The 21,114-nt window shown below is 73.3% G+C and carries 19 protein-coding genes; 4 read left to right on the top strand and 15 right to left on the bottom strand.

What is annotated here, in order from left to right; all coding sequences use genetic code 11:
- Positions 1 to 132: 132 nt before the first annotated feature.
- A complete protein-coding gene (locus ACL00U_RS13720) occupies positions 133 to 1,425 on the bottom strand; it encodes a glycosyltransferase (RefSeq protein ID WP_412873503.1) in 1,293 nt (430 codons plus the stop codon).
- Positions 1,426 to 1,547: 122 nt separating this feature from the next.
- On the opposite strand from ACL00U_RS13720, the gene ACL00U_RS13715 reads away from it, so the two are divergent.
- On the top strand, positions 1,548 to 2,366 hold the full coding sequence (locus ACL00U_RS13715; RefSeq protein WP_031259005.1) for a helix-turn-helix transcriptional regulator: 819 nt from the start codon (positions 1,548 to 1,550) through the stop codon (positions 2,364 to 2,366).
- 39 nt (positions 2,367 to 2,405) lie between these two features.
- On the opposite strand, the gene ACL00U_RS13710 is transcribed toward ACL00U_RS13715, so the two are convergent.
- The 9 genes from ACL00U_RS13710 to ACL00U_RS13670 form a co-directional block, all read right to left on the bottom strand.
- Positions 2,406 to 2,909: a hypothetical protein gene (locus ACL00U_RS13710; RefSeq protein WP_235045642.1), complete on the bottom strand. Its 504-nt coding sequence runs from the start codon at positions 2,907 to 2,909 to the stop codon at positions 2,406 to 2,408.
- Positions 2,910 to 3,123: 214 nt separating this feature from the next.
- Positions 3,124 to 3,393, bottom strand: a complete 270-nt coding sequence (locus tag ACL00U_RS13705) for a hypothetical protein (protein WP_017885437.1) — start codon at positions 3,391 to 3,393, stop codon at positions 3,124 to 3,126.
- On the bottom strand, positions 3,390 to 4,997 hold the full coding sequence (locus ACL00U_RS13700) for a sensor histidine kinase (RefSeq protein WP_412873502.1): 1,608 nt from the start codon (positions 4,995 to 4,997) through the stop codon (positions 3,390 to 3,392). Before ACL00U_RS13700 ends, ACL00U_RS13705 begins: the two co-directional genes overlap by 4 nt.
- An 86-nt stretch (positions 4,998 to 5,083) precedes the next feature.
- A complete protein-coding gene (locus tag ACL00U_RS13695) occupies positions 5,084 to 5,806 on the bottom strand; it encodes a response regulator transcription factor (protein WP_284731617.1) in 723 nt (240 codons plus the stop codon).
- Positions 5,807 to 5,841: 35 nt separating this feature from the next.
- Positions 5,842 to 8,013: an ArnT family glycosyltransferase gene (locus tag ACL00U_RS13690; RefSeq protein ID WP_412873501.1), complete on the bottom strand. Its 2,172-nt coding sequence runs from the start codon at positions 8,011 to 8,013 to the stop codon at positions 5,842 to 5,844.
- Positions 8,014 to 8,347: 334 nt separating this feature from the next.
- Positions 8,348 to 9,160 carry a fructosamine kinase family protein gene (locus ACL00U_RS13685; protein WP_017885441.1) on the bottom strand — a complete coding sequence of 271 codons (813 nt, stop codon included), beginning with the start codon at positions 9,158 to 9,160 and terminating at the stop codon, positions 8,348 to 8,350.
- Between the two features lie 53 nt (positions 9,161 to 9,213).
- Entirely contained in the window at positions 9,214 to 9,939 is a 726-nt protein-coding gene (locus ACL00U_RS13680; RefSeq protein ID WP_042539892.1) for a response regulator transcription factor, read from the bottom strand.
- Positions 9,927 to 11,168: a sensor histidine kinase gene (locus ACL00U_RS13675; RefSeq protein ID WP_412873500.1), complete on the bottom strand. Its 1,242-nt coding sequence runs from the start codon at positions 11,166 to 11,168 to the stop codon at positions 9,927 to 9,929. Before ACL00U_RS13675 ends, ACL00U_RS13680 begins: the two co-directional genes overlap by 13 nt.
- 107 nt (positions 11,169 to 11,275) lie before the next feature.
- Positions 11,276 to 12,124, bottom strand: coding sequence for a LysR family transcriptional regulator (locus ACL00U_RS13670; protein WP_017885444.1), 849 nt, complete (start codon positions 12,122 to 12,124; stop codon positions 11,276 to 11,278).
- 71 nt (positions 12,125 to 12,195) lie between these two features.
- Between ACL00U_RS13670 and ACL00U_RS13665 the strand changes: the two genes are divergently transcribed.
- From ACL00U_RS13665 to ACL00U_RS13655, 3 genes are all read left to right on the top strand, one after another.
- On the top strand, positions 12,196 to 13,101 hold the full coding sequence (locus ACL00U_RS13665; RefSeq protein WP_159556088.1) for a DMT family transporter: 906 nt from the start codon (positions 12,196 to 12,198) through the stop codon (positions 13,099 to 13,101).
- A 120-nt stretch (positions 13,102 to 13,221) separates the two neighbouring features.
- Positions 13,222 to 14,808, top strand: coding sequence for a long-chain-fatty-acid--CoA ligase (locus tag ACL00U_RS13660; protein ID WP_140448815.1), 1,587 nt, complete (start codon positions 13,222 to 13,224; stop codon positions 14,806 to 14,808).
- A gap of 42 nt (positions 14,809 to 14,850) precedes the next feature.
- Positions 14,851 to 15,720, top strand: a complete 870-nt coding sequence (locus ACL00U_RS13655; RefSeq protein WP_042540242.1) for a UbiA family prenyltransferase — start codon at positions 14,851 to 14,853, stop codon at positions 15,718 to 15,720.
- Positions 15,721 to 15,729: 9 nt separating this feature from the next.
- Here the strand turns inward: ACL00U_RS13655 and ACL00U_RS13650 are convergent, their stop codons facing one another.
- From ACL00U_RS13650 to ACL00U_RS13630, 5 genes are all read right to left on the bottom strand, one after another.
- Positions 15,730 to 16,923 carry an FAD-dependent oxidoreductase gene (locus tag ACL00U_RS13650; protein WP_159556086.1) on the bottom strand — a complete coding sequence of 398 codons (1,194 nt, stop codon included), beginning with the start codon at positions 16,921 to 16,923 and terminating at the stop codon, positions 15,730 to 15,732.
- Between the two features lie 57 nt (positions 16,924 to 16,980).
- A complete protein-coding gene (locus tag ACL00U_RS13645; protein WP_159556085.1) occupies positions 16,981 to 18,255 on the bottom strand; it encodes an acyltransferase family protein in 1,275 nt (424 codons plus the stop codon).
- A 367-nt stretch (positions 18,256 to 18,622) separates the two neighbouring features.
- Positions 18,623 to 19,921, bottom strand: a complete 1,299-nt coding sequence (locus ACL00U_RS13640) for an NAD(P)/FAD-dependent oxidoreductase (RefSeq protein ID WP_017886975.1) — start codon at positions 19,919 to 19,921, stop codon at positions 18,623 to 18,625.
- 103 nt (positions 19,922 to 20,024) lie between these two features.
- A complete protein-coding gene (locus ACL00U_RS13635; protein WP_017886974.1) occupies positions 20,025 to 20,573 on the bottom strand; it encodes a dihydrofolate reductase family protein in 549 nt (182 codons plus the stop codon).
- 21 nt (positions 20,574 to 20,594) lie between these two features.
- Positions 20,595 to 21,035: a hypothetical protein gene (locus tag ACL00U_RS13630; RefSeq protein ID WP_159556084.1), complete on the bottom strand. Its 441-nt coding sequence runs from the start codon at positions 21,033 to 21,035 to the stop codon at positions 20,595 to 20,597.
- Positions 21,036 to 21,114: the final 79 nt, after the last annotated feature.

The following is a 21,114-nucleotide window of genomic DNA, read 5'->3' as shown; positions in this document are numbered from 1 at the left end:
GGTTGCACGCTCGGTGCGAGTTCGTAGCGCTGCACGGAGCGTGCAACCTCGCACGGGATGGCCGACGCCGCACGGTGCGGCGTGCCGCGGGCGCCGTGCAACCTCGCACCGGGTGGGTGACCCGGCACGGTGTCAGGCCGCTCGCTCACCGGTTCGGTCGCTCACCGCGATCGGCTCCGTGACTGCCGTGCTCGCGTCGGCGGCGGGGGTCGTCCCGGGGCGGACGAGCTCCGGGTGACGGCGGCCGGTGCGGAACACCCACGCCTTGAAGAGCACGAAGCGCACGCACGTCGCGAACAGGTTCGCGGCCGTCAGCACGAGGATCTCCGTGCCGTGCGAGGCTCCCGGCGTCGTGCTGTGCAGCACCACGAGCGACCCCGACGTGATCGCCCAGGCGACGCCGAAGACCACCAGCCCCTGCACGTGGTGTCGCCCGGCTCCGGCGCGGCCCCGCACGCCGAACGTGAACCGCCGGTTGAGGGCGGTGTTGCCGATCGCCGTCAGCAGCAGGGCCAGGAAGTCCGCGGTCTGCGCTCCGATCGCCGGCCGGAACAGCGCGTAGAGCACGGCGAACGCCACCGTGGAGAGCACCCCGATCGCCCCGAACCGCAGCAGCTGCCCGAGGAACGCGACGTGCGGTGGGGTGAAGGGGCGGCGGCCGATCGCCTCGTACACGGCGCCGATGGGAACCCGACCCGTGGCGATGCCCCGCGAGACGCGCCACATGCCCTTCAGGTCCGCGGTCGCGGTCGACGCGATGTGCACCGACGAGTTGACGTCGTCGACCCAGTCCACCGGGACCTCGTGGATGCGCAGTCCGGCGTGCTCGGCCAGCACCAGCATCTCGGTGTCGAAGAACCACGCGTCGTCCTCGCAGAGCGGCAGCAGGTGGTCGGCCGCGCGCTTGGTGACGGCCTTGAAGCCGCACTGCGCGTCGGAGAACGACACCCCCATCGTGGACCGGAGCAACAGGTTGTACGAGCGGGAGATGAACTCGCGCTTGCTGCCCCGCACCACCCGCGACGAATCCGCCAGCCGCGTCCCGATCGCCAGGTCCGAGTGCCCGGAGAGCAGCGGCGCGACGAGTGGCTCGAGGGCCGCCAGATCCGTCGACAGGTCCTCGTCGACGTACACGAGCACCGTCGCCGGGGACGCGGCCCACACGGCCTTGAGCGCACGACCCCGGCCCTTCTCGGGCAGGTGGACCGCGTGCACGCCGGGGAGCATCGCCGCGAGGTCGTCGGCGATCCGGGCGGTGTCATCGGTCGAGGCGTTGTCCGCGATCGTGATGCGCCACGAGTGGTGCAACGACGTCCGGCAGAACGTGTGCAGCCGCCGCACGTGGGCGGCGAGTGTGTCCTGCTCGTCGTAGCAGGGGACGACGATGTCGATGTCGATGTCGAGGGGCTGGTCGGTCTCCGTCATGCCGCTCATGCTCGGGAGCCCGGCTACGGGGGCCGAAGCAGGGCCCTGTGTCCGGGGTAAGAACGAACACCACGTGAACGCAGCGGACACGACACCTGTTGTCCGGATACGTTCGACGCACGATGACGACCGAGCGCGACGACGCACGACGGACGGCCGTGCTGCTCCCGGGGGAGCGGCTGGGTCTGGCGCTCGACGAGCGGTGCCCCGAGTTCACCGAGCTGCTGCTCGCGCCACCGTTGCACGGCATCCGTCCGGACGGACACGACTGGCTCCGGCGGCGCTACGAGCAGATCGTCCCGCTCGTGCTCCCTGCAGCGCTGCGGGCGGTCGAGCACGGTGAGCCGCTCGACCCCGACTGCCTCGTCCGGCTGCGCGAGGTCGCCGCCGCCAGTGCCGGTGATCCGCACGTCGACGTGTCGGTCGTGCTCCGCGGCGCACTGCCCGCCATCCGCGTCTTCGCGCTCGTCATGCACACGGCCACCCGCGAGCACGCGACGACGATCGACCACGCGGGGCGGACGATGCTCGCGATGAGCCGGGCGTCGCTCGTGGCGCACGAGCTCGGCTCCTGCTGGGCCGAGGCTTGGGCGCAGCAGCGTGGCGGTCCGTCAGAGGACGCCGCGGCACCGCTCGGCACCGACGACATCGACCTGGTCGCGTCCGCGCCCGGCCTGGACGAGACCGAGGAACGGATGCTCGCGCTCGCCGCCAGCGGGCTCTCGAACGACGCCATCGCCAAGGAGACCGCCTACAGCCGGCAGGCCGTCGCCTGGCACCTCGGGCGGCTCATGAAGTCGTGGAAGGCGCCGAACCGGACGGCGCTGGTGTCGGTCGCCTTCGTCCGGGGCTGGATCCGGTCGCGGCGCCAGCTCGGCCTGGCGGCGGGGACCCGGCCGTTGGGGATCGAAGCACCGCCGGCGCACGACGACGCCCCCTGAGACCGGGGTCCCAGGGGGCGTCGTCGGCCGGAGCCGGAGTCAGCCGCCGTTGACGTGGATGACGTTGTCGATGCGCTCGATGTTGCCGAACACACCCCAGTTCAGCCAGCCGCCGTCACCGTTGTTGGTGACCTTGCCGGGGCCCTTGAACCAGTAGATGACGTAGTTGCCGCCCTTGATGTCAATCGACTGGGCATCCGCGACGTCGCCTTCGACGGTGATGTCCTGGTTCTTGTTGACCACCGCGACGGTGAGGCGGTCGGGGTTGCCGGCGTTCCAGTACCCGACGTCGAGTGCCGCCTGCACGGCACCGCCGCGGTCGCTCTGGTCGTTGACGGCGTCCTTGATCGCGTTGACGATCGCGACCGGGTCGAGGTTGACGTTGACGCTGCCCCCGACGGACGACGAGGTGCTGGGCGCGGGCTCGGCGGCCTGCGCAGGGGCTGCGACGAACGCCCCGGCGATGACGGCGCCACCGAGGGCGGTGCCGGCGAGGAGCTTCACGGACTTGCGCTTGAACGAGTTCATGATCGTGTTTCCCATCTCTGCAGTGGTGACCCGTTCGGGTCGTCTTGCTCGGACAAGACCCAGCCTGCGGGCGCTCCGCCACGGATGCACGCGATCGGGTTCGACGTTGGTCGATCGTCTGACGATCCGGACCGCGCACGACTTTCGTGCTCAACGACACCGCACGCGGCCAGTGGTGCGTGAGGTGTCGCGGGCGCGTGAGCACGCGTCCGAGCGCCTGACGAGCGGTTCAGCGGGGCAGCAGGATCTGCACGATCGCGACGACCACGAGCGCTGCGATCGGGACGCCCGCGATCCACACGCCCGCCCGCATCTGCGTCCGGCGGATCGTGGGGGCTGCGTGCGATGACCGTGCGAACTCGGTCGCGGCCACGAGCTCCGGCGCCGCGGCGGGCGGTGCGGGCTCGGGTTGGGGCCGGTCGTCCTCGAACGCCGGGACCTCGACCACCAGGTCGGCGGGGTCCGGACGGCCGGGCAGCTTGTCGTACGCGTTCGTCACGGGGCCTCCTCGTCCGACGTTCTCCGACCAGTATGCGACCCCGTGCCCGGCCCCGGCCCCGTGCCCGTGCCCGGCCCCGTGCCCGTGCCCACGCCCACGCCGACGGCAGCGGCAGGCAGGTCCACCGTGAACGCCGTCCGCCCCGGCTCCGACGAGACCCGGACGCTGCCGCCGTGCGCCAGGACCACCGCTCGGACGATCGCGAGCCCGAGGCCACTCGTCCCCTGCCCCGGCGAACGCGTCCGCGAGGCCTCGCCCCTGGTGAAGCGGTCGAACAGGGTGGGCAGGGTCTCCGTGGGGATCGGCGGCCCGTCGTTCGCCACGACGAAGCGCGCCACGGAGCCACCGGCCCCGTGGCCCTCGTCGACGCCGTCCAACGCCTGCAACGACACCACCACGGTCGTGCCGACGGGTGTGTGCGTCCGCGCGTTCGCGAGCAGGTTCGTCACCACGCGGCGCAGTCGTGCGGTGTCCCCGGGCACCACGAGCGGGTGGTCGTCGACGACCTGCAGCGTCCACCGGTGCTCCGGCGCGGTGGCGCGGGCGTCCATCGTGGCCTCGACGACGAGCGAGGTGAGGTCGACGGGCTCGGGCACGATCGGTGGCGCGGTGCCGAGGGCCGAGGCGTCGAGCCGCGCGAGCAGCAGCAGCTCGTCGACGAGCTCGCCCATCCGGAGGGCCTCCTGCCCGATCCGGTCGACGTTCCGGTGGATGGCGTCGAGGTCCGACGAGCCCGCGGTCAGCTCGGCGTAGGCGCGCACGGTCGCGATCGGCGTGCGGAGTTCGTGCGACGCGTCGGCGACGAAGGTGCGCATGCCCGCCTCGGCGTCGCGTCGGACCGTCAGGGCCCGGGCGACGTGGCCGAGCAGGCGGTTCAGTGCGGTGCCGACCTGGCCGACCTCGCGGTTGGCTGTCAGGTCGGCGTCGGCGACCCGCACGGGGATGTCCGTGTCGCCGCGCTCCAGGTCGAGTGCCGTGACGTCCGAGGCCACGGACGCGACGCGCTCGAGCGGTCGCAGGGACCGTCGCACGAGCAGCGCGAGTGCCCAGGCGGCGACCACCAGGCCGAGCACCGTGACGATCCCGATCACGAGCAGCAGGCGCGCGATCGCGGCGTTCAGGTCGCCGAGCGGCAGGGCCGTGACGAACACGTCGCCGTCGTGCCCGACCGCCTGCACCCGGTAGGCGCCGAGGGGTCCGAGGTCGATCGTCGCGGGGTCCGCGCCGATGTCGACCGCGGTGAGCGTCTTCCGTTGCGCCGACGCCAGCCCGTGCTGGTCTCCGTCGCTGTCGGTGTACCCGCCGAGCACGACGGTGCCGTCCCGCACGATCGCGACGACCGTGCCGGCGGACTGCCCGGGTGCACCGATGAAGGCGTTGTCGGGATCCGGACGATCCGACGACGACGAGGATGACGACGAGGACGACGACCCGGGCGGCGGTCCGGTGGGCGTGTCCGCGCCGTCCCGTCCGCCGACGGTCCGGTTCGCGGCCGTCGACAGTTCCGCGTCCAGCCGGTCGACCAGGTACCCCCGGAACGCGACGACGGTCACCGCCCCCACGACGACGTTCGTCGCCACGAGCAACAGCGCGACGGCCGCCACGACCCGCCACCGCAACGACGGCACCCGTCCGGCGCCGGGGCGGCCGTGACGGTGGGGAGAGGCCCGGATCACCCTCGCCGATCGGCTCACGTCGTCGGCCGCAACACGTACCCCGCCCCGCGGACGGTCTGCAGCATCGGCTCGCGCCCGACGTCGAGCTTCTTCCGCAGGTACGACACGTACATGTCCACCAGGTTCGACGACGTGCCGAAGTCCATGCCCCACACGCTCGCCAGCAGCTGCTCGCGGGACAGCACCCGGTTGGCGTTCCGTGCCAGGTGCCGCAGCAGTTCGTACTCGGTCGGCGTGAGTTCGATCGGGTCCCCGTCGCGGCTGACCGTGCGGGCGTCCTCGTCGAGCCGCAGGTCGCCGACCACGAGCTCGGTGCTCGCCCCGGCTGCGGCGACCCTGGCCGAGGTACGCGCCAGGATCCGCGCACGGACGAGCAGCTCCTCGATGCCGAAGGGCTTGGTCAGGTAGTCGTCGCCGCCGCCGGTCAGCCCGGCGAGCCGGTCCTCGGGGGCGTCGCGTGCGGTGAGGAACAGCACCCGGACGCCGTCGCGGGCGTCGCGGAGCCGTTCGAGCACCTCGAACCCGTCGATGTCGGGCAGCATCACGTCGAGCACGATGACGTCGGGCTGGAACTCCCGGGCCGCGAACAGCACGTCGCGACCACGGTGCACGGACCGCACCGCCCAGCCGTCGCCCGCGAACGCCAGGGCGACGGCATCGGCCAGGGCGTGCTCGTCGTCGACGACGAGGGCGCGGACGGGGGAGCCGTCGGTGTGCTGCAGCGGGTGGCCGGGCATGTCCCGGAGCCTATCCACCGCGCCCCCGTCGCCGGTCACTCCGTGCTGCTCAGGTCGTAGACGGTCTGGCCGCCGACCGTCGTCGACCCGTAGTTCGCCGCGACCCACTCCTGGATCGCCGACGCGGTGGACGACCCGCCGCCCATCCCGCCGCGGGAACCGGACGAGACGTAGTACCCGATGTCGCCGTCGGCGACGGCGGCCTTGAACTGCGCGAGCGTCGGAGCCGGGTCGCTCGACCAACCGCCGATCGCCATCACGGCGGTGTCGGTGTCGAGTTCGAGCTGCGCGGCCGACTGCGATCCGTTCACCGCGGCCGCCCACTTCGCGTCGGATGCCTCGAGCAGCTTCCGCAGCGCCGACGAGGTCGACGTGCCGCCGCCTGTGCCACCACCCCCGGCCTGGAGGCCCGTGCCCGACCCCGCCTCGGAGCCCGCGCCGTCGGATCCCTCCGTCGTACCGCCCGGTGCCTGCCCGGTGGCGCCTTCCGGCGCCTCGCCGGAAGCGCCCTCCGGCGGGGTCCCGCCGGGACCCTGCTGGGAGTCGGACGTGCTGTCGGAGCCGCCGTGGTCGGAACCGGAGGCCGGTCCACCCGGTCCATCCGTGCCTCCCGGCATGCCACCGGTGCCACCGCCGCCCGTCCCACCGGAGCTGCTGCCCGCCGGACCGACGCTCGGGATCGAACCGGAGTGCGCGACGGTCGTCGTGGCGAGGGCGTAGGCGGTGGTGCCGGACAGCCCGAACAGGGTGCCGGCGAGGACGCCGACCGTGACGAGCCTGCGCAGCGACGGCACACTGCCGATGACGATCAGTGCCGCGGACAGCAGCCCACCGGCGAGCATCACCCAGCGGAGCCACGGCAGCCACGTCGGGTTCTCGTTCAGCAGGCACCAGCCCCAGAACGCGGTGACGCCGATCATCGCGGCGAGGCCGAGGCGGCCGAGGAAACGGGCTCGTGCGTGCCAGAGCAGGGCGCCGCCGGTTCCGACGAGTCCGGCGATGGCCGGGGCGAGGGCGACCGTGTAGTACGGGTGGATCGTGCCGGACATGTACGAGAACACCAGGCCGGTGACCAGGAGCCACCCGCCCCACAGGACGAGCCCGGCACGGGCGGGGTCGGCCAGGTGCCGGCGGCCGATGACGACCAGGCCGACGACCAGGGCGATGAGCGCCGCGGGCAGGAGCCACGAGATCTCGAGCCCCATCTCGGACGAGAACAGCCGGTTCAGGCCCGTCGAGCCACCGAAGGAGCCACCCGCGGTACCGCCGGTCATGCCGCCGCCTCCGCCACCGTTGCCCGAGCCGCCGAAGATCCGACCGAGGCCGTTGTAGCCGAACACCAGGTCGAGGACGGTGTTGTTCGTCGAGCCGCCGATGTACGGGCGGGACTCGGCGGGCCAGAGCCACACGGCGACGACCCACCAGCCGGCGGCCACCACGAGGGAGCCGGCGGCGACGACCAGGCCGATCACCCGCCGGCCCCACCCGGTGCGGGCGGCGAACAGGTACACGAGGCCGAAGGCGGGCAGGACGAGCAGGCCCTGCAGCATCTTCGTCAGGAACGCGAAGCCCAGGGCGACCCCGGCGAGCGCGATCCACCTCCAGCTGCCCTTCGGCAGCGCCCGCACCGTGCAGTACGCGCCGGCGGTCATCAGCAGGACGAGCAGGGCGTCCGGGTTGTCGAAGCGGAACATCAGGGCCGCTGCCGGGGTCGCTGTGACGACGAAGCCCGCGAGCAGGGCGCCGACGTTCGCGGTGGTGGCACCGAGTCGGGCCAGGGTGCGGCGGACCGTGCCCCAGACCAGGGCGACGGAACCGACGGCCATCAGCGCCTGGGGGAGCAGCAGACTGGTGCTCGAGAAGCCGAACAGCCGGGCCGACAGCACCATCACCCAGAGTGAGGCGGGTGGTTTGTCGACGGTGATGAAGTTCGACGAGTCGAGGGAGCCGAAGAAGAACGCCTCCCACGACTTCGTGCCGGCCTGCACGGCGGCGGCGTAGAAGCTGTTGGCGTACCCGGAGACGCTGAGGTCCCACAGGTACACCACGGCGGTCACGGTGAGGAGCGCCCAGAACGCGGGCCGGAGCCAGCGGGCGTCCTCGCGCTCGCCGAGGAACAGCCGGGCGAGGGGCGGGCGGCGCCGATCCCGCGCGGCACTGCGCGCGGGGTCGCGTCGGTCGGTCACGGGTACCGGGTAGGTGGTCATGTCGATGAGCATCCGGGGCGTTCCCCGACTGCTGCACTGTGCCGGCTGTGGGCGAGCTAAGGACGCACGGTGCGAGGTTGGCCGGCGGGGAGAGCGCGGGCGGCGCGGGCGCACGGTGCGCTGTCGTCCGGTCCGTGCGGGGTCGCCTGCTCGGTGCGCGGTTGTAGCGCTGCACGGGGTGGGCAACCTCGCACGGGGTGAGCGAGGGTGCACGGTGCGGCGCCGGCACCCGGGTGGGCAACCTCGCACGATGTGAGCGAGGCCGCACGGTGCGCCGCTGGCACCGGGGCGGGCAACCTCGCACGGGGTGAGCGAGGCCGCACGGTGCGAGGGGTCAGGCGTACCGCTGCGCCGCCCGGAGCGCGGCCCCGGTGTACGAGCCGCCGAACAGGAACACGTGCAGCAGCAGCGGCGCGAGCTGGTGGAGCTCGACGCGCTCCTGCCAGCCGTCGGCCAGCCGTGACTCCCGGTCGTAGGCGGCGAGCACCGTCTCGAGCCGGGGCAGCCCGAACAGCCCGAGCAGCGCCAGGTCGGTCTCCGCGTGCCCGCCGTGCGCGATCGGGTCGATGAGCACGGCGCCGGTGGGTTCGGACGAGTCCGTCGGCCAGAGGACGTTGCCGGCCCACAGGTCACCGTGCAGGCGAGCGGGGCGGTCCCCGACGAGCGCGGGCTGCGGTGAACCGAGGGTGCCGTCCTGTACCCGCGACGCGACCCGCTCGAACACGGCGGCCTCGGCATGGTCGAACCCGCCGGCGTCGACGATCCGGCGGACGAAGTCCAAGATCCGGTACTCGGCGAAGAACTCGCCCCAGGTCGCCGGTGCCTGTTCGGCTGCGACGAACGGCGTGCGCGAACGGCCCATCCGCAGCGCCGCTCCTCGGGTCCAGCCGGTGGGAGGTGCGCCCCAGTGGTCGGCACCGGCGGCGTGCGTGTGGGCGAGCGATCGGCCGAACCGCTCGGCCTGGGCGGTGGTGGGGGAGCCGTCGGAGATCAGTTCGAGGTCGAGCACGGTCGGACTCGGGCGCCCGAGCACGCGGGCGAAGCGGGTGCCGCCGGCGTCCTCGGCCTCGGCGAGCCAGGCGAGCCCTGCGGCCTCGGCTGCCGCTTCGTCCGCGGTGGTGAACGTCTTCACGTGCGTCTCGGCCATCGGTCCATCCTGCCGAGCGGACACCGCCGACCGTTCAGACGACGCTCACCCGGTCACCCGGTGGGCTGTCCCCACCCCGTCCCACCCCGCCGCGCGGCGTGCACGACGAGCGCGAGCTGCACCCGGTTCTCGACGCCGAACTTCTCGTACACGTGCCCGACGTGCGTCTTCACGGTGGCCAGGCCCACGTACAGCTCGGCGGCGATCTGCGCGTTCGACGCCCCGTTGGCCACGGCGAGCGCGACCTCGCGCTCGCGCTCGGTCAGCAGGGCGAGCAGTCGACGTTCCTCGGCACCGTCCGCAGCAGCGCCGCCCGTTCCACCGGCCGCGGGGCCCGAGCGTGGCCCGGCGGCGAACGCGATCACCCGGTCGAGCACCGAGGGGGACAGGATCGAGCGCCCGGACGCCACGGTCCGTACGGCCTGCACGAGTTCGTGCGGCGGGGTGTCCTTGAGCAGGAACCCACGGGCGCCGGCCTGCAGCGCTCCGAGCACGAGGTCGTCCCCCTCGAACGTGGTCAGCACCAGGACGGCCAGGTCGGGCCGCCGTCGCAGTTCGCGTTCGGTGGCGACGAGTCCGTCGCACCGGGGCATCCGGATGTCCATGAGCACGACGTCGGGCGCGGTCGCGGCGATGACGCCCTCGGCTTCGAGCCCGTCGCCCGCTTCGCCCACGACCACCAGACCGTCGTCGCCGCTGAGCAGCATGCGGAGCCCGACGCGGACGAGCTGGTCGTCGTCGACCAGGACGACCCGGACGGGAGCGGTCACGGCGTCCACGGCAGCACCGCCTCGACCACGTGCACGCGTCCGTCGTCGCTGCCGGCACGGAAGCTCCCGCCGACGAGTCGGGCGCGTTCGGCGAGCCCGCGCAGACCGTGCCCCGCGACGGAGCCGGCGGCGTGCCCGGCACGCTGCCCGGCGGCGTCGGCGTTCGTGCGCGCTGGCTCGTCGGTCAGCGTGTTCGACACCACCACCCGGATCGCCGGACCGCCGACGGTCTCGACGACCACGTCGACGGGCTGTCCGGGGGCGTGCCGACGGACGTTCGTCAGCGTCTCCTGCACGATGCGGTACGCATGTCGCCCGACGGCAGTCGGCACCGCCGCGGCGTCGGAGTCGACGCGCGCCCGGACGGTCGCGCCCCCGGAACGGGCCTGGTCGAGCAGGGCGGGCAGGTCGACGAGTGTCGGCTGCGGAGGCGCGGTGCCGGTCACCTCGTCGCCGGCGTTCGCGGCCGGGTCGCGCAGCACCCCGAGCACGTCGCGCAGGTCGGTGAGCGCGGAGTGCGCCTCGGCCCGCACGACCCCGGCCGCTGCGGCGGTCTCGTCCGGGGTGAGCCCCGGGCCGCGGTACTCGAGTGCGCCGGCGTGCAGCGCGACGAGGGAGAGCCGGTGGCCCAGGACGTCGTGCATCTCGCGGGCGATGTGGGCGCGTTCCTGCTCGCGGGCGCGGTCCTCGCGCAGCTGCTGGTCGCGCTCGAGCAGGTCCGCGCGCTCGCGCAGGGAGAGCAGGAGCGCCCGGCGCTGCCCGATCCCGATGCCGATCGCGACGAGCAGGGCGATGCTGACGGTGCCTGCGAGCACGATCTGCCAGAACGGCACGGATTGGTCGGGGGCCAGGACGACGTCGTATAGCACGGTGGCGCCGAGCAGCACCGCACCGACGACGGCGATCTCGACGGCACGGCGCCGGGTGGCGAGCGAGACCGTCGCGATCGCGGCCGACCCGACCGCCAGCGTCGACACCGAGCTGAGGGCACCGATGACGACCGTGACCACGAGCGGTGCCCGGTGCCGGAACGGCAGCAGGACGAGGGCGACCAGGCCCGCTCCCATGTCCCCGAGGATCAGGGCGCCGACATGCAGGTCGCTCCAGCCGCGGGTGTCCGTCGTCGGCCACACCAGACCGGCGGTGAACAGCCCGGTCAGCGCCGCGACGGCCACGCGCCACGTCTGGGACCACACACGCTGCCCGAGGGGCACGGCGGGGAGCGCGGTCGAGGTCATGCCCCGAGCCTAGGGAGCCGCGTCGACGAGCGGATCCGCCGAAGGTCGGAGCTGCCGGAGCTGCCGGAGCTGCCGGAGCCGCTCGACCGGCGACCCGCCCGCCCGCCTCAGACCGCGTCGACCAGCGCCCGCGCCAGGGGGTGCCACGCACGGGACGACGGCCCGCTCAGCACCAGGGTGCGCTCGAGCCGCCGGGCCATCGGGATCATCACGAGGTCCGGCGGCAGCATCCCGCGGCCCAGGGTCGGCACGATCGACACGCCCTCGCCCCGCTGGATCATCCCGAACATCGTGCTCATCTCGCGCACCCGGTGGGCGTACCGGAACGGCCGGCCGTCGAGTTCGTGGAGCTTCTGGACCTGGTACTCGCACCCGCCGCCGCCCGCCACCAGGCCGTCCTCGTGCAGGTCGTCGAGGGTGAGTGCTGGCAGCTCGGCGAGGGGGTGGTCGCGGCGGATCACGGCGGCCATCTCGTCCCGCGCGACGACCACGCCGCCGTCCGGCACCGGCGACGGGTCGACGAGCACGGCGGCGTCGACGGTGCCGGCCTCGAGCCACTCCGGCATCTCGTCGTCGTCCCCCTCGTAGACCTGCACGTCGACGTCCGGCAGGGTCACCGCCCACAGCTCGCGGAGCCGCGGCAGCAGTCCCTGGCAGACGGTGGGGACGGCGGCGAGGCGCACGGTGCCGCGCGCCGTGCCGGGCCGGACCACCGCCTCCAGGGCTTCGACCGAGGCGAGCACGCTGCGGGCGTGGGCCAGCAGGCGGTCGCCGAGCGGGGTGGGGGCGGCGACCGCGCCGCGGTGCACGACGGAGCCGCCGACCTCGCGCTCGAGCCCCGCGACGGCGTGCGACACCGCGGACTGGCCGACGCCCAGGGCGACGGCCGCGGCGGTGAAGGACCCGGCGTCGAGCGTGGCGACGAACGCGCGCAGTTGCTGGACCGAGACGGTCATGCGTCCTCCTCATGTGGGCATGAGCGACATGCGTTTGCCGCATGTCGCTCGGTGGTCCGACACTAGGCCACGTGAACGCCCTCCTCTACGTCCTCGTCGCACTGACCTGGGGCTCGAGCTTCCTCTTCGCGAAGATCGGCCTCGACGGTCTCGCCCCGCAGCAGGTCGCCACCGTGCGGACCGTGCTCGGTGGGGTGACGCTCGTCGTGGTGCTCCTGGCGACCCGTCGGCGCTGGCCCCGGGAACCGCGGACCTGGGCGCACCTGGCGGTCGTCGCGGTGTTCCTCAACGCGGTGCCGTCGTCACTGATGGCGTGGGCGGAGCAGACGGTGCCGTCCGGCCTCGCGAGCATCTACAACGCGACGACCCCGATCATGACGCTGGCCGCGCTCGCGGTGCTCGTGCCGTCCGAACGCCTGCGCGGACGGCAGGTGCTCGGGATCGTGCTCGGCATCGTCGGGGTGCTCGTGCTGGTCGGCCCGTGGGACGTCCTGACCGACCCCGAGGTCCTGGCGAGCGTGCCGGGGCAGGTCGCACTGCTCGGCATGACCGCGTCCTACGGCATCGGGCTCGCCTACCTGCGGCGGGTGGCCGTGGCGAGTGCGTACGACCCGGTCACGCTGGCGACGGTCCAGCTGACGCTGGCCTCCGGGATGCTGCTGCTGGTCGCGCCCGTCATCGCGACCGGTCCGGTCGAGCTGGACGGGAGGATCGTGGCCGCGATGATCGCGCTCGGTTGCGTCGGCACGGGGCTGGCCTACGCCTGGAACACGCGGCTCGTGCAGGCGTGGGGCGCTGGTCGCGCCTCCACCGTCACCTACCTGACGCCGGTGGTCGGGGTGGCGCTCGGGGTGCTCGTGCTCGGGGAGCGGGTGCGGTGGAACGAACCCGTCGGCGGACTCGTCGTGCTGCTCGGGATCGCCCTGGCGTCCGGGGTCCTGGTGTGCCGGAAGGTCCCCGCGCCGACCGCTGCCTGACCGGACACCCGTGTGGCGACCGCCCCGGACGGGTGTCGTCGGGGCACGCGCGACGCGGCAGGACGAGCCGTAGGATCGGCTGCGACGACGACGAGGTCGTCGACGACGACGGAGACCGGCATGCACGACACCCACACCACCCGCGCGACCGCATCGGTCGCAGCGATCCTCGCCGAGTCGGCGGCACGGTACCCCGACGACGTCGCCGTCATCGTCGGCGACGTCCGCACCACCTACGCCGAGCTGTGGGCCCAGACCCTGTCCTACGCCGGAGCGCTCCGTGCGCGGGGCGTCACCGAGGGGTCGAAGGTCGCGATGCTCGTGCCGAACGTCGCGGACTTCCCCCGCGTCTACTACGCCACCCTCGCCCTCGGCGCGGTGGCCGTGCCCGTGCACGCCCTGCTGAAACGCCGCGAGATCGAGTACGTCCTGCGCGACAGCGGGGCCACGTTGCTCGTCTGCGCCGCACCGCTGCTCGGCGAAGGTGCTGCCGGCGCCGAGCTGGCCGGGGTCGACGTGGTGACCGTGCTCGCCCCGGCGCCAACCGGCGACCAGTCCGCGGCCGGCCCCGACCGGCTCGAGGCCCTGGCCGCGCAGAGCGAACCGCTCGACACCTACGTCCCCAGGCACCCGTTCGACACCGCGACCATCCTGTACACGAGCGGCACCACCGGCCAGCCCAAGGGCGCCGAGGGGTCGCACTTCGCACTGCTCGAACAGGTCAACACCAACCTGATGACCACGTTCGACATGCACCGCGGCGACGTCCTGCTCGGCGCGCTGCCGCTGTTCCACACGTTCGGGCAGACCTGCACGATGAACACCGGGTTCCGCGCCGGCGCGACGCTGGTCATGCTGCCGAAGTTCGACGGCGACTCGGCGCTCGCCGCGATGGTCGAGCACGGCTGCGGCATCTTCATGGGCGTCCCGACGATGTACATGGCGCTGCTCGACGCCGCGACCCGGTCCGAGGCCCGTCCGACGCTCCGGTACGCGATCTCCGGTGGTGCCTCGCTGCCGCTGGCGGTGCTCGAGCGGTTCGAGCAGGTCTTCGACGCCCCGATCCACGAGGGGTACGGCCTGACCGAGACCTCGCCGGTCGCCACCTTCAACCACGTCGGACAGCCGCCGCGGCCCGGCACGATCGGCACGCCGGTGTGGGGCGTCGACGTCGAGATCGCCGACCCCGAGGTCCGCGACGCGATCGTCATGCTGCCGCACGGTGCGATCGGCGAGCTCGTGATCCGCGGCCACAACCTGATGAACGGGTACCTCGACCGGCCCGAGGACACCGCAGAGGCCATCGTCGACGGGTGGTTCCGCACCGGCGACCTGGGCACGAAGGACGACGACGGCTACCTGACGATCGTCGACCGCACCAAGGACATGATCATCCGCAACGGCTACAACGTGTACCCCCGCCAGGTCGAGGAGGTGCTCGCCACCCACCCCGACGTGGCGATGGCCGCGGTGTTCGGCGTGCCGCACGCGGTGCACGGGCAGGAGATCGAGGCGGCGGTGGTGCTGCGCTCCGGCGCGACCGTCGAGCCGCAGGTCCTGGTCGACTTCGTCGCCGCCGAGATCGCCGCGTACAAGTACCCCCGGGTCGTGCACGTCCTCGACGCGCTGCCGCTCGGCCCGAGCGGCAAGGTGCTCAAGCGCGAGCTCGTCGACCGCTTCGGCGTCGAGGTGACCGCGGTCCCGTGACCGGCCCCACGACCGCGCAGGAGCGATCCGTACGCTGACCGGGTGACCGCCAGCAGCGCCCCGTCGACCGCACGACTGCTCTTCGCGTCGTCGCACCCCGGGCCGACCGTCACCGTGACCGTCCTCGCCGCGGTGGTCGCCGCCGCCGTCGGACACCCGGTGTGGCTCGTGGCCCTGGTGGCGCTGACGGTCGTCGCCGGGCAGCTGTCCATCGGGCTGGCGAACGACTGGATCGACGCGGACCGCGACCGGGCCGTCGGACGGCGCGACAAGCCCGTGGCCCGCGGCCTCATCGCCGTCGGCACCGTCCGTACCGCTGCGTACGTCACCGCCGGGATCGCCATGGTGCTCTCGCTGTTCCTCGGGCCGGTCGCCGCGGTCGCGCACCTCGTGCTGGTCGCCGCCGGGTGGGCCTACGACGCCGGCCTGAAGCGTTCGGTGTGGTCGGTGGCGCCGTTCATCGTCGCCTTCGGGCTGTTGCCCGTCGTGTCCGTCGCGGCCGGGCCCGAGGGACAGTGGCCGACGTGGTGGGCGATCGCGACGGGGGCCGTCTTCGGCATCGCGATCCACTGCACCAACGTGCTGCCCGACCTGGTCGACGACGCCGCCACCGGTGTCCGGGGGTTCCCGCACCGGCTCGGGCTCCGCGGCGCGGGGATCGTCGCGTTCGCCTCGCTCGTCGTCGCGGCCGCCCTGGTGCTCGGCGGACAGGTGCTCGGTGACGACCCGGTGCGGGGCGTCGGGATCGTGCTCGCGCTCCTCGGTGCCGTCGTGGTGCTCGTCCTCGCCGTCGTCGGCGTGCGGCTGGTGCTCGCGGGACGGGCGTCGCGCACCCTGTTCCGGCTGGTCATCGCGTCGTCGCTCGTGCTCGTCGTCGAGCTCGGCTTCGCGGGCGCGCGACTCGTCGCCTGACGTCAGCCGTCAGGCCCAGCGCATCGCGTAGAGCCGGGCCAAGCCGTGCGCGGTCGGCAGCGACAGGGCGGTCCGGAGCAGCGCCTCCCGTCCGGTCGTGCTGACGGGGCCGAGCGGACGACCGAGCGCCATGTTCGCCTCGGCCTGGCGAGCCGCACGACGGGCGGCTGCCTGGCGGCGGGCGGCGTAGCCCGGCCACGGCCCGGCCGTGCCGGTGCGGACCGCTCCGGCGAGCAGCGGCGCCAACTCGGCGGCGTCGAGCCACCCGAGGTTCATGCCCTGCCCGCCGATCGGGCTGATCTCGTGGGCGGCGTCGCCGACGAGCACGACCCGGCCGGCACCGACGCGGTCGGCTGTGCGGCGACGCACCCGGAAGCCGCTGGTCATCGAGCAGGTCGCCGGGTCGGGGACGACACCGGTGCGCTCCGCGACGAGGGCCGCGAGACGGGCGACGAGCGCGGGGTCCGGGTCGCCCGTCGCGCCGCGTTCCGCTGCGGCGAACGCTGCGTCGTCCGGCACCAGTGCCACGTACCGGCGACGCGCGCCCGGCAGCGGGAAGGACTCGACCACGCCGTCCGGGCCCACGTCGACCAGCGCGGCGGACCGGGCCGACGGAGCCTCGGGGTCGGCGAAGTCGCCCATCACGTAGCGGTCCGGGTACTCGCGCCCGGTCGTTCCGATGCCGAGCAGGTCACGGACGACGCTCCGAGCGCCGTCCGCACCGACGACGAAGGCCGCACGGACCGTCACCACGTCGCCGTCCGGCCCGGTCCCGGTGGCATCGACGTGGTCGGTGTGCCGGGTGAGGGCGGTCAGGGCGGTCCCGGTACGCAGGGCCTCCGGCGCACCGGTGTGGAGCCGGTCGCGGAGCAGGGACTCGGTGCGGTGCTGGTCGAGGGTCGCCACGTACGGGTGGGTCGGCGAAGCCCGGTCGAAGCGCAGCGTGCCGAGGGTCCGACCGCGGCTCCTGGCCACCCCTGCACGGACGAGCGACGCCTCGGCGAGCACCGCGGTGTCCAGGCCGATCGCGGCGAACGCGTCGAGGGACGGCGGGTGGATGCCGATGGCCCGCGAACCGGTCGGCGGCTCCGCGCGGCGTTCCCACACCCGGACGTCGACGCCCCGCGCCGCGAGGAGCGCCGCCACGAACAGCCCGACGGGTCCGCCGCCGACGACGAGGACGTCCGTCCGTTCCGAGTGCACGGGGGCGAGCCTACGGTCGGCGTGCGCCGGGGCACTCAGTGAGCAGAAGACGTCGGGTCAGCGCGCCGTACCCGGCGTCTTCTGCTCACTCGACGGCGCGGGCGCGGGCGCACGCACAGGTGCGGCCGCAGGCATCGGCGCGGATGCGCTGCGTGCCGCACGAGCCCGCGCGCGGAACCGCTCGACGGGCACCTCGACGGCGTACGCGGCACCGATCGACACGATCACCACGGCGCCGACCAGGCCGACCGTGCCCCAGGGGCCGATCGCGAAGGTGCCGAGCAGCGCGATCACCAGCGGGTGCCAGAGGTACGCCGAGTACGACACCCGGCGGCCGAACCACGACACCGGCGTCCACCCCAGGGCCGCGGACACGGGGGACCGGACCGAGACCAGGCCGCCGATCGCCACCGCCGAGACCAGTCCGGTCGCCGGCAGCACGATCCCGAACGTCGACGCGTGCTCGGTCCAGTCGTCGTCGATGCCGAGCAGCACCGCGACCAGCAGCACGAGGCCGACCCAGGTCGCCAGGTGCCCCAGGACCCCGGCGGCCCGCACCCGCACGCGTTCGTCGTCGAGCAGCAGGGCGAGTCCGCAGCCGATCGCGAGCGGCACCACCCCGAGCACGGGCGAGAAGTAGACGTCGGGCGTGGTCCCGCCGCTCGGGGTCCGGTAGCTCGCCCACGACACCGCCGACGCCCCGACGACCAGGACGCCGAGCCCCGCGAGGAGCCAGCGACGCCGCACCCTGAGCGCGGCCAGCAGCACCAGGACCGGAGGCCACACCAGGTAGAACTGCTCCTCCATCGACAGGCTCCACGTGTGCGCGAAGACGCCCTGCGAGGTGTCCCAGAAGGCGCGGAACAGGTTGCCCGTGTAGGTCAGCGCGATGAACGCCGCTTCGCCGGAGTGCAGTGACGCGCCCTTGTAGTCACCGGCCCAGTTCCAGAGCAGCAGCCCGACCACGACGAGCGCCAGCAGCGCCGGGTACAGGCGCAGCAGCCGCTTCACCCAGAACGAGCCGAGGCGCACCCGCCCGGTGCGGCGCCGTTCGCCGAGCAGCAGCGTCGTGATGAGGAACCCGGAGAGCACGAAGAAGACCGTGACCCCGATGAAGCCGCCCTCGAACTGCGGCACGTGCAGGTGGTACAGGACGACGACCAGGATGGCGAGCGTCCGGAGTCCGTCGAGCGCGGGCGCACGGTGCGTCAGCGGGGGCGGCGGAGCCTCGGGCGCACCGGTTCCGGCGCGTGCCGGGGCGGCCGTGCGGTGCTGCGGTCGCGCCGATGTCGGCGCGTCCGTCGGCGCGTGCGTCAGCGTCGTCGTCGCCATGGTCCCTCCGCGCGCTGCTCGGTTGCGTGTCGCCGACCAGGGTGCCTCTCGCGGGTAAGAGGAGGCTCAACGAGCGGGGTGTACCAGGCTCGTCAGTGTCGACGCCGAACGTGCGGACCGTCGCGCTGCGCGCACAGCGACCATGTCGCTGTCGTACGACGGCGACATGGTCGTTCCGCGTCGGCGCCAGCCCCGCGCACCACGCGTCGGCCGGGAGGCCCGTGGCCAGCCCGCACCGCGCCTCCAGACCGTCGCGCCCAGCGTCCACCGCACGCACACCGTGAGCAGGAACGGTCGGGTCCGACGTGCGGACCCGACCGTTCCTGCTCACGAAGCGAGCGCGCGAGCGCGCGAGTGGACTCGGCGGCTACTCGGCCTTCTGCAGCTGCCAGGGGTCCGGCTCGCGGTCGCCGTTCGGGCGCACCGGGCGGACGTCGCCGACGATCGGGATCGAGCGCTTCCGCATGAACCACACGTAGCGGACGAAGAAGTGCGTCAGGGTCGACATCCGGTTGCCGGCGCCGAGCAGGCTCGTGATGTGCACGAACACCCAGGCGAGCCAGGCGACCGGGCCGACCATCGTGATCCCGCCGCGCAGCTGGGCGACCGCGGCGTTCGTGCCGATCGTCGCCATGGTGCCCTTGTCGAAGTACTTGAAGCGCTCGGTGGCCTTGCCCTCGAGCAGGCGCACGATCTGCCGAGCCGAGTGCCGGCCGCCCTGCAGTGCGGGCTGGGCGAGCTGGGCGAGGGCGTCGTCCTGCGCGGCGATGTCGCCGGCGGAGAAGATGCGCTCGGCGCCCTTCACGCTCAGGTCGTCGTTCACCTGGATGCGGCCCCCGTGGGTCTGCGGCAGGCCCCAGCCGGAGACCTCCTTGTGGGCGGCGACACCGGTCGCCCAGACGACCTGCGACGCGGGGATGAACTCGCCGTCCGCGGTCATCACGCCGTCGGGCTTGACCTCGGAGACGCCCGTGTTCAGCCGGAGCACGACACCGCGCTTCCGCAGCACCTTGGCGGCGTAGCGACGCAGGCGCGGGGCGAACGGCTTGAGCAGCTCACCACTGCGGTGCACGAGCGTGATGGAGATGTTGCCCCGCTCGATCTCCGGGTACGCGCCGACGAGGGCCTGGTCACGGAGCTCGGCGAGCGCGCCGGCCATCTCGACGCCGGTCGCGCCGCCGCCGACGATGACGATGCGGATCTCGTCGGGGCCCTGGTTCGCCGCCGCCTCTTCGAGTCGGGTGAACAGCTCGTCGCGGATGCGGAGCGCCTGCGAGCGGGAGTACATCGAGTACGCGTACTCGTACGCGCCGGGGGTGCCGAAGTAGCTCGTGTTCACGCCGTTGGCGAGGATCAGGTAGTCGTAGTGCAGGTGTTCGCCGTCGGACATCTCGGCGATGCGCTCGTCGGTGCGGATGCCGGTGAGCAGGCCGTGGCGGAACTCCGCGTTCGACTGCCGGGCACGGAGCGAGCGCAGGAAGTACGTCACGTCGCCGGCGTTCAGGCCGCCCGTCGCCACCTGGTACATCAGGGGCTGGAACATGTTGTAGACGTGGCGGTCGACCAGGGTCACCCGGACCGGCGCGTCGGCGAGCTCCCGCATGGCGGCCACACCGGCGAATCCACCGCCGACGATGACGACGTGCGGGCGGGTGTCCTGGGTCATGCTTGCTCCGGTGTTCCTCGGGTGCGTGTGGTCACCCACGAGGGTACGCGCGGTTCGGCAGGGCGCATGACGGGCAGGGGCCGGGAGGCCCGTGGTGGGTCCGTCAGGCGTCGAACCGCCCGTAGGTGTTCAGCACGTTCCCCTTGCTCGTCACGGTGCTGTCGACCAGACGCAGGCGCGTGGGCGGGTCGGTCGGCTCGAAGAGCCGCCGGCCACGGCCGGCGATCGCCGGGTGGATCATGAGCTGCAGTTCGTCGAGGACCCCGGCGAACAGCAGGCTGCGGACGAGCGTGACACTGCCGCACACGGCGATGTCGGCTCCGTCGCGCTGCTGCAGGTCGCGGACGAACGCGGGGACGTCGCCCGGGATCCGGGTGCTGTTCTGCCAGGTCAGGTCGTCGCCGAGCGTGGTGGAGGCCACGTGCTTCTCGATCGGGTTGATCCACTGCCCGAAGGGGTCCTCCGGGTGGGCTGGCCACCACTCGGACCACTCGAGGTAGCTGTTCCGGCCGAGCAGCACGGTGTCGGTGCGGGCCGTGAAGGCACCCATCGCGGCACCGAGCTCGGCGTCGAAGCTGTCGTACTGGAACTCGTAGGGGTCCTGCACGACGCCGTCGACCGACGTGAACAGACCGGCAGTGGTCTTCCGCATGGTCCGGATCGTACGCGCTGGTCAGCTCCCGGTGCCGTTGCCCGGGAACCGGTCCGTGCCCGGCACCCGGGTCGTGGACTGTGACCGATCGGCGCCGATCGCGTGGCCGACGGCGAACCCGACGCCGCCACCGACGAGCAGCGCTGCGAGTGCGACGACGGCGGCGAGCACCGGCCAGAACCACGGGGGCTTCGGGCCGGTGCTCCGGCGGTCGCCCGTGGTTCCGGCTCCGTACCAGGGGGTGGTGCCGTTCGGGGCGCCGGGGTTCCAGGCTCCGGTGTCGGCGCGGTACGGCTGCTGCTGCTGCGGCTGCTGCTGCGGCGGCTGTTGTTGCGCGAGCGCGGGCCCGTCGAGCGTGGCGGTCGACGTCGGGGTGGCGTCCCAGCCGGTCGGCGTCGTCGCCCGGTTCGCCGGGACGGAGCCGTCCGGTTCGTGGCCGTGGGTGGGAGTGGTGTCGCTCATGCCAGCACTCCACACGGCCCGGCTGTGGGCAGCCGATGACCAGGCTGACCCGGTGCTGCGAACCGCCGCGTAGCCTCGG

The sequence above is a fragment of the Curtobacterium poinsettiae genome (assembly GCF_047226435.1).
Classification (GTDB): domain Bacteria; phylum Actinomycetota; class Actinomycetes; order Actinomycetales; family Microbacteriaceae; genus Curtobacterium; species Curtobacterium poinsettiae.
Note: the sequence above shows the minus strand (reverse complement) of the source record. Positions and strands in the feature narration are given on the sequence as shown.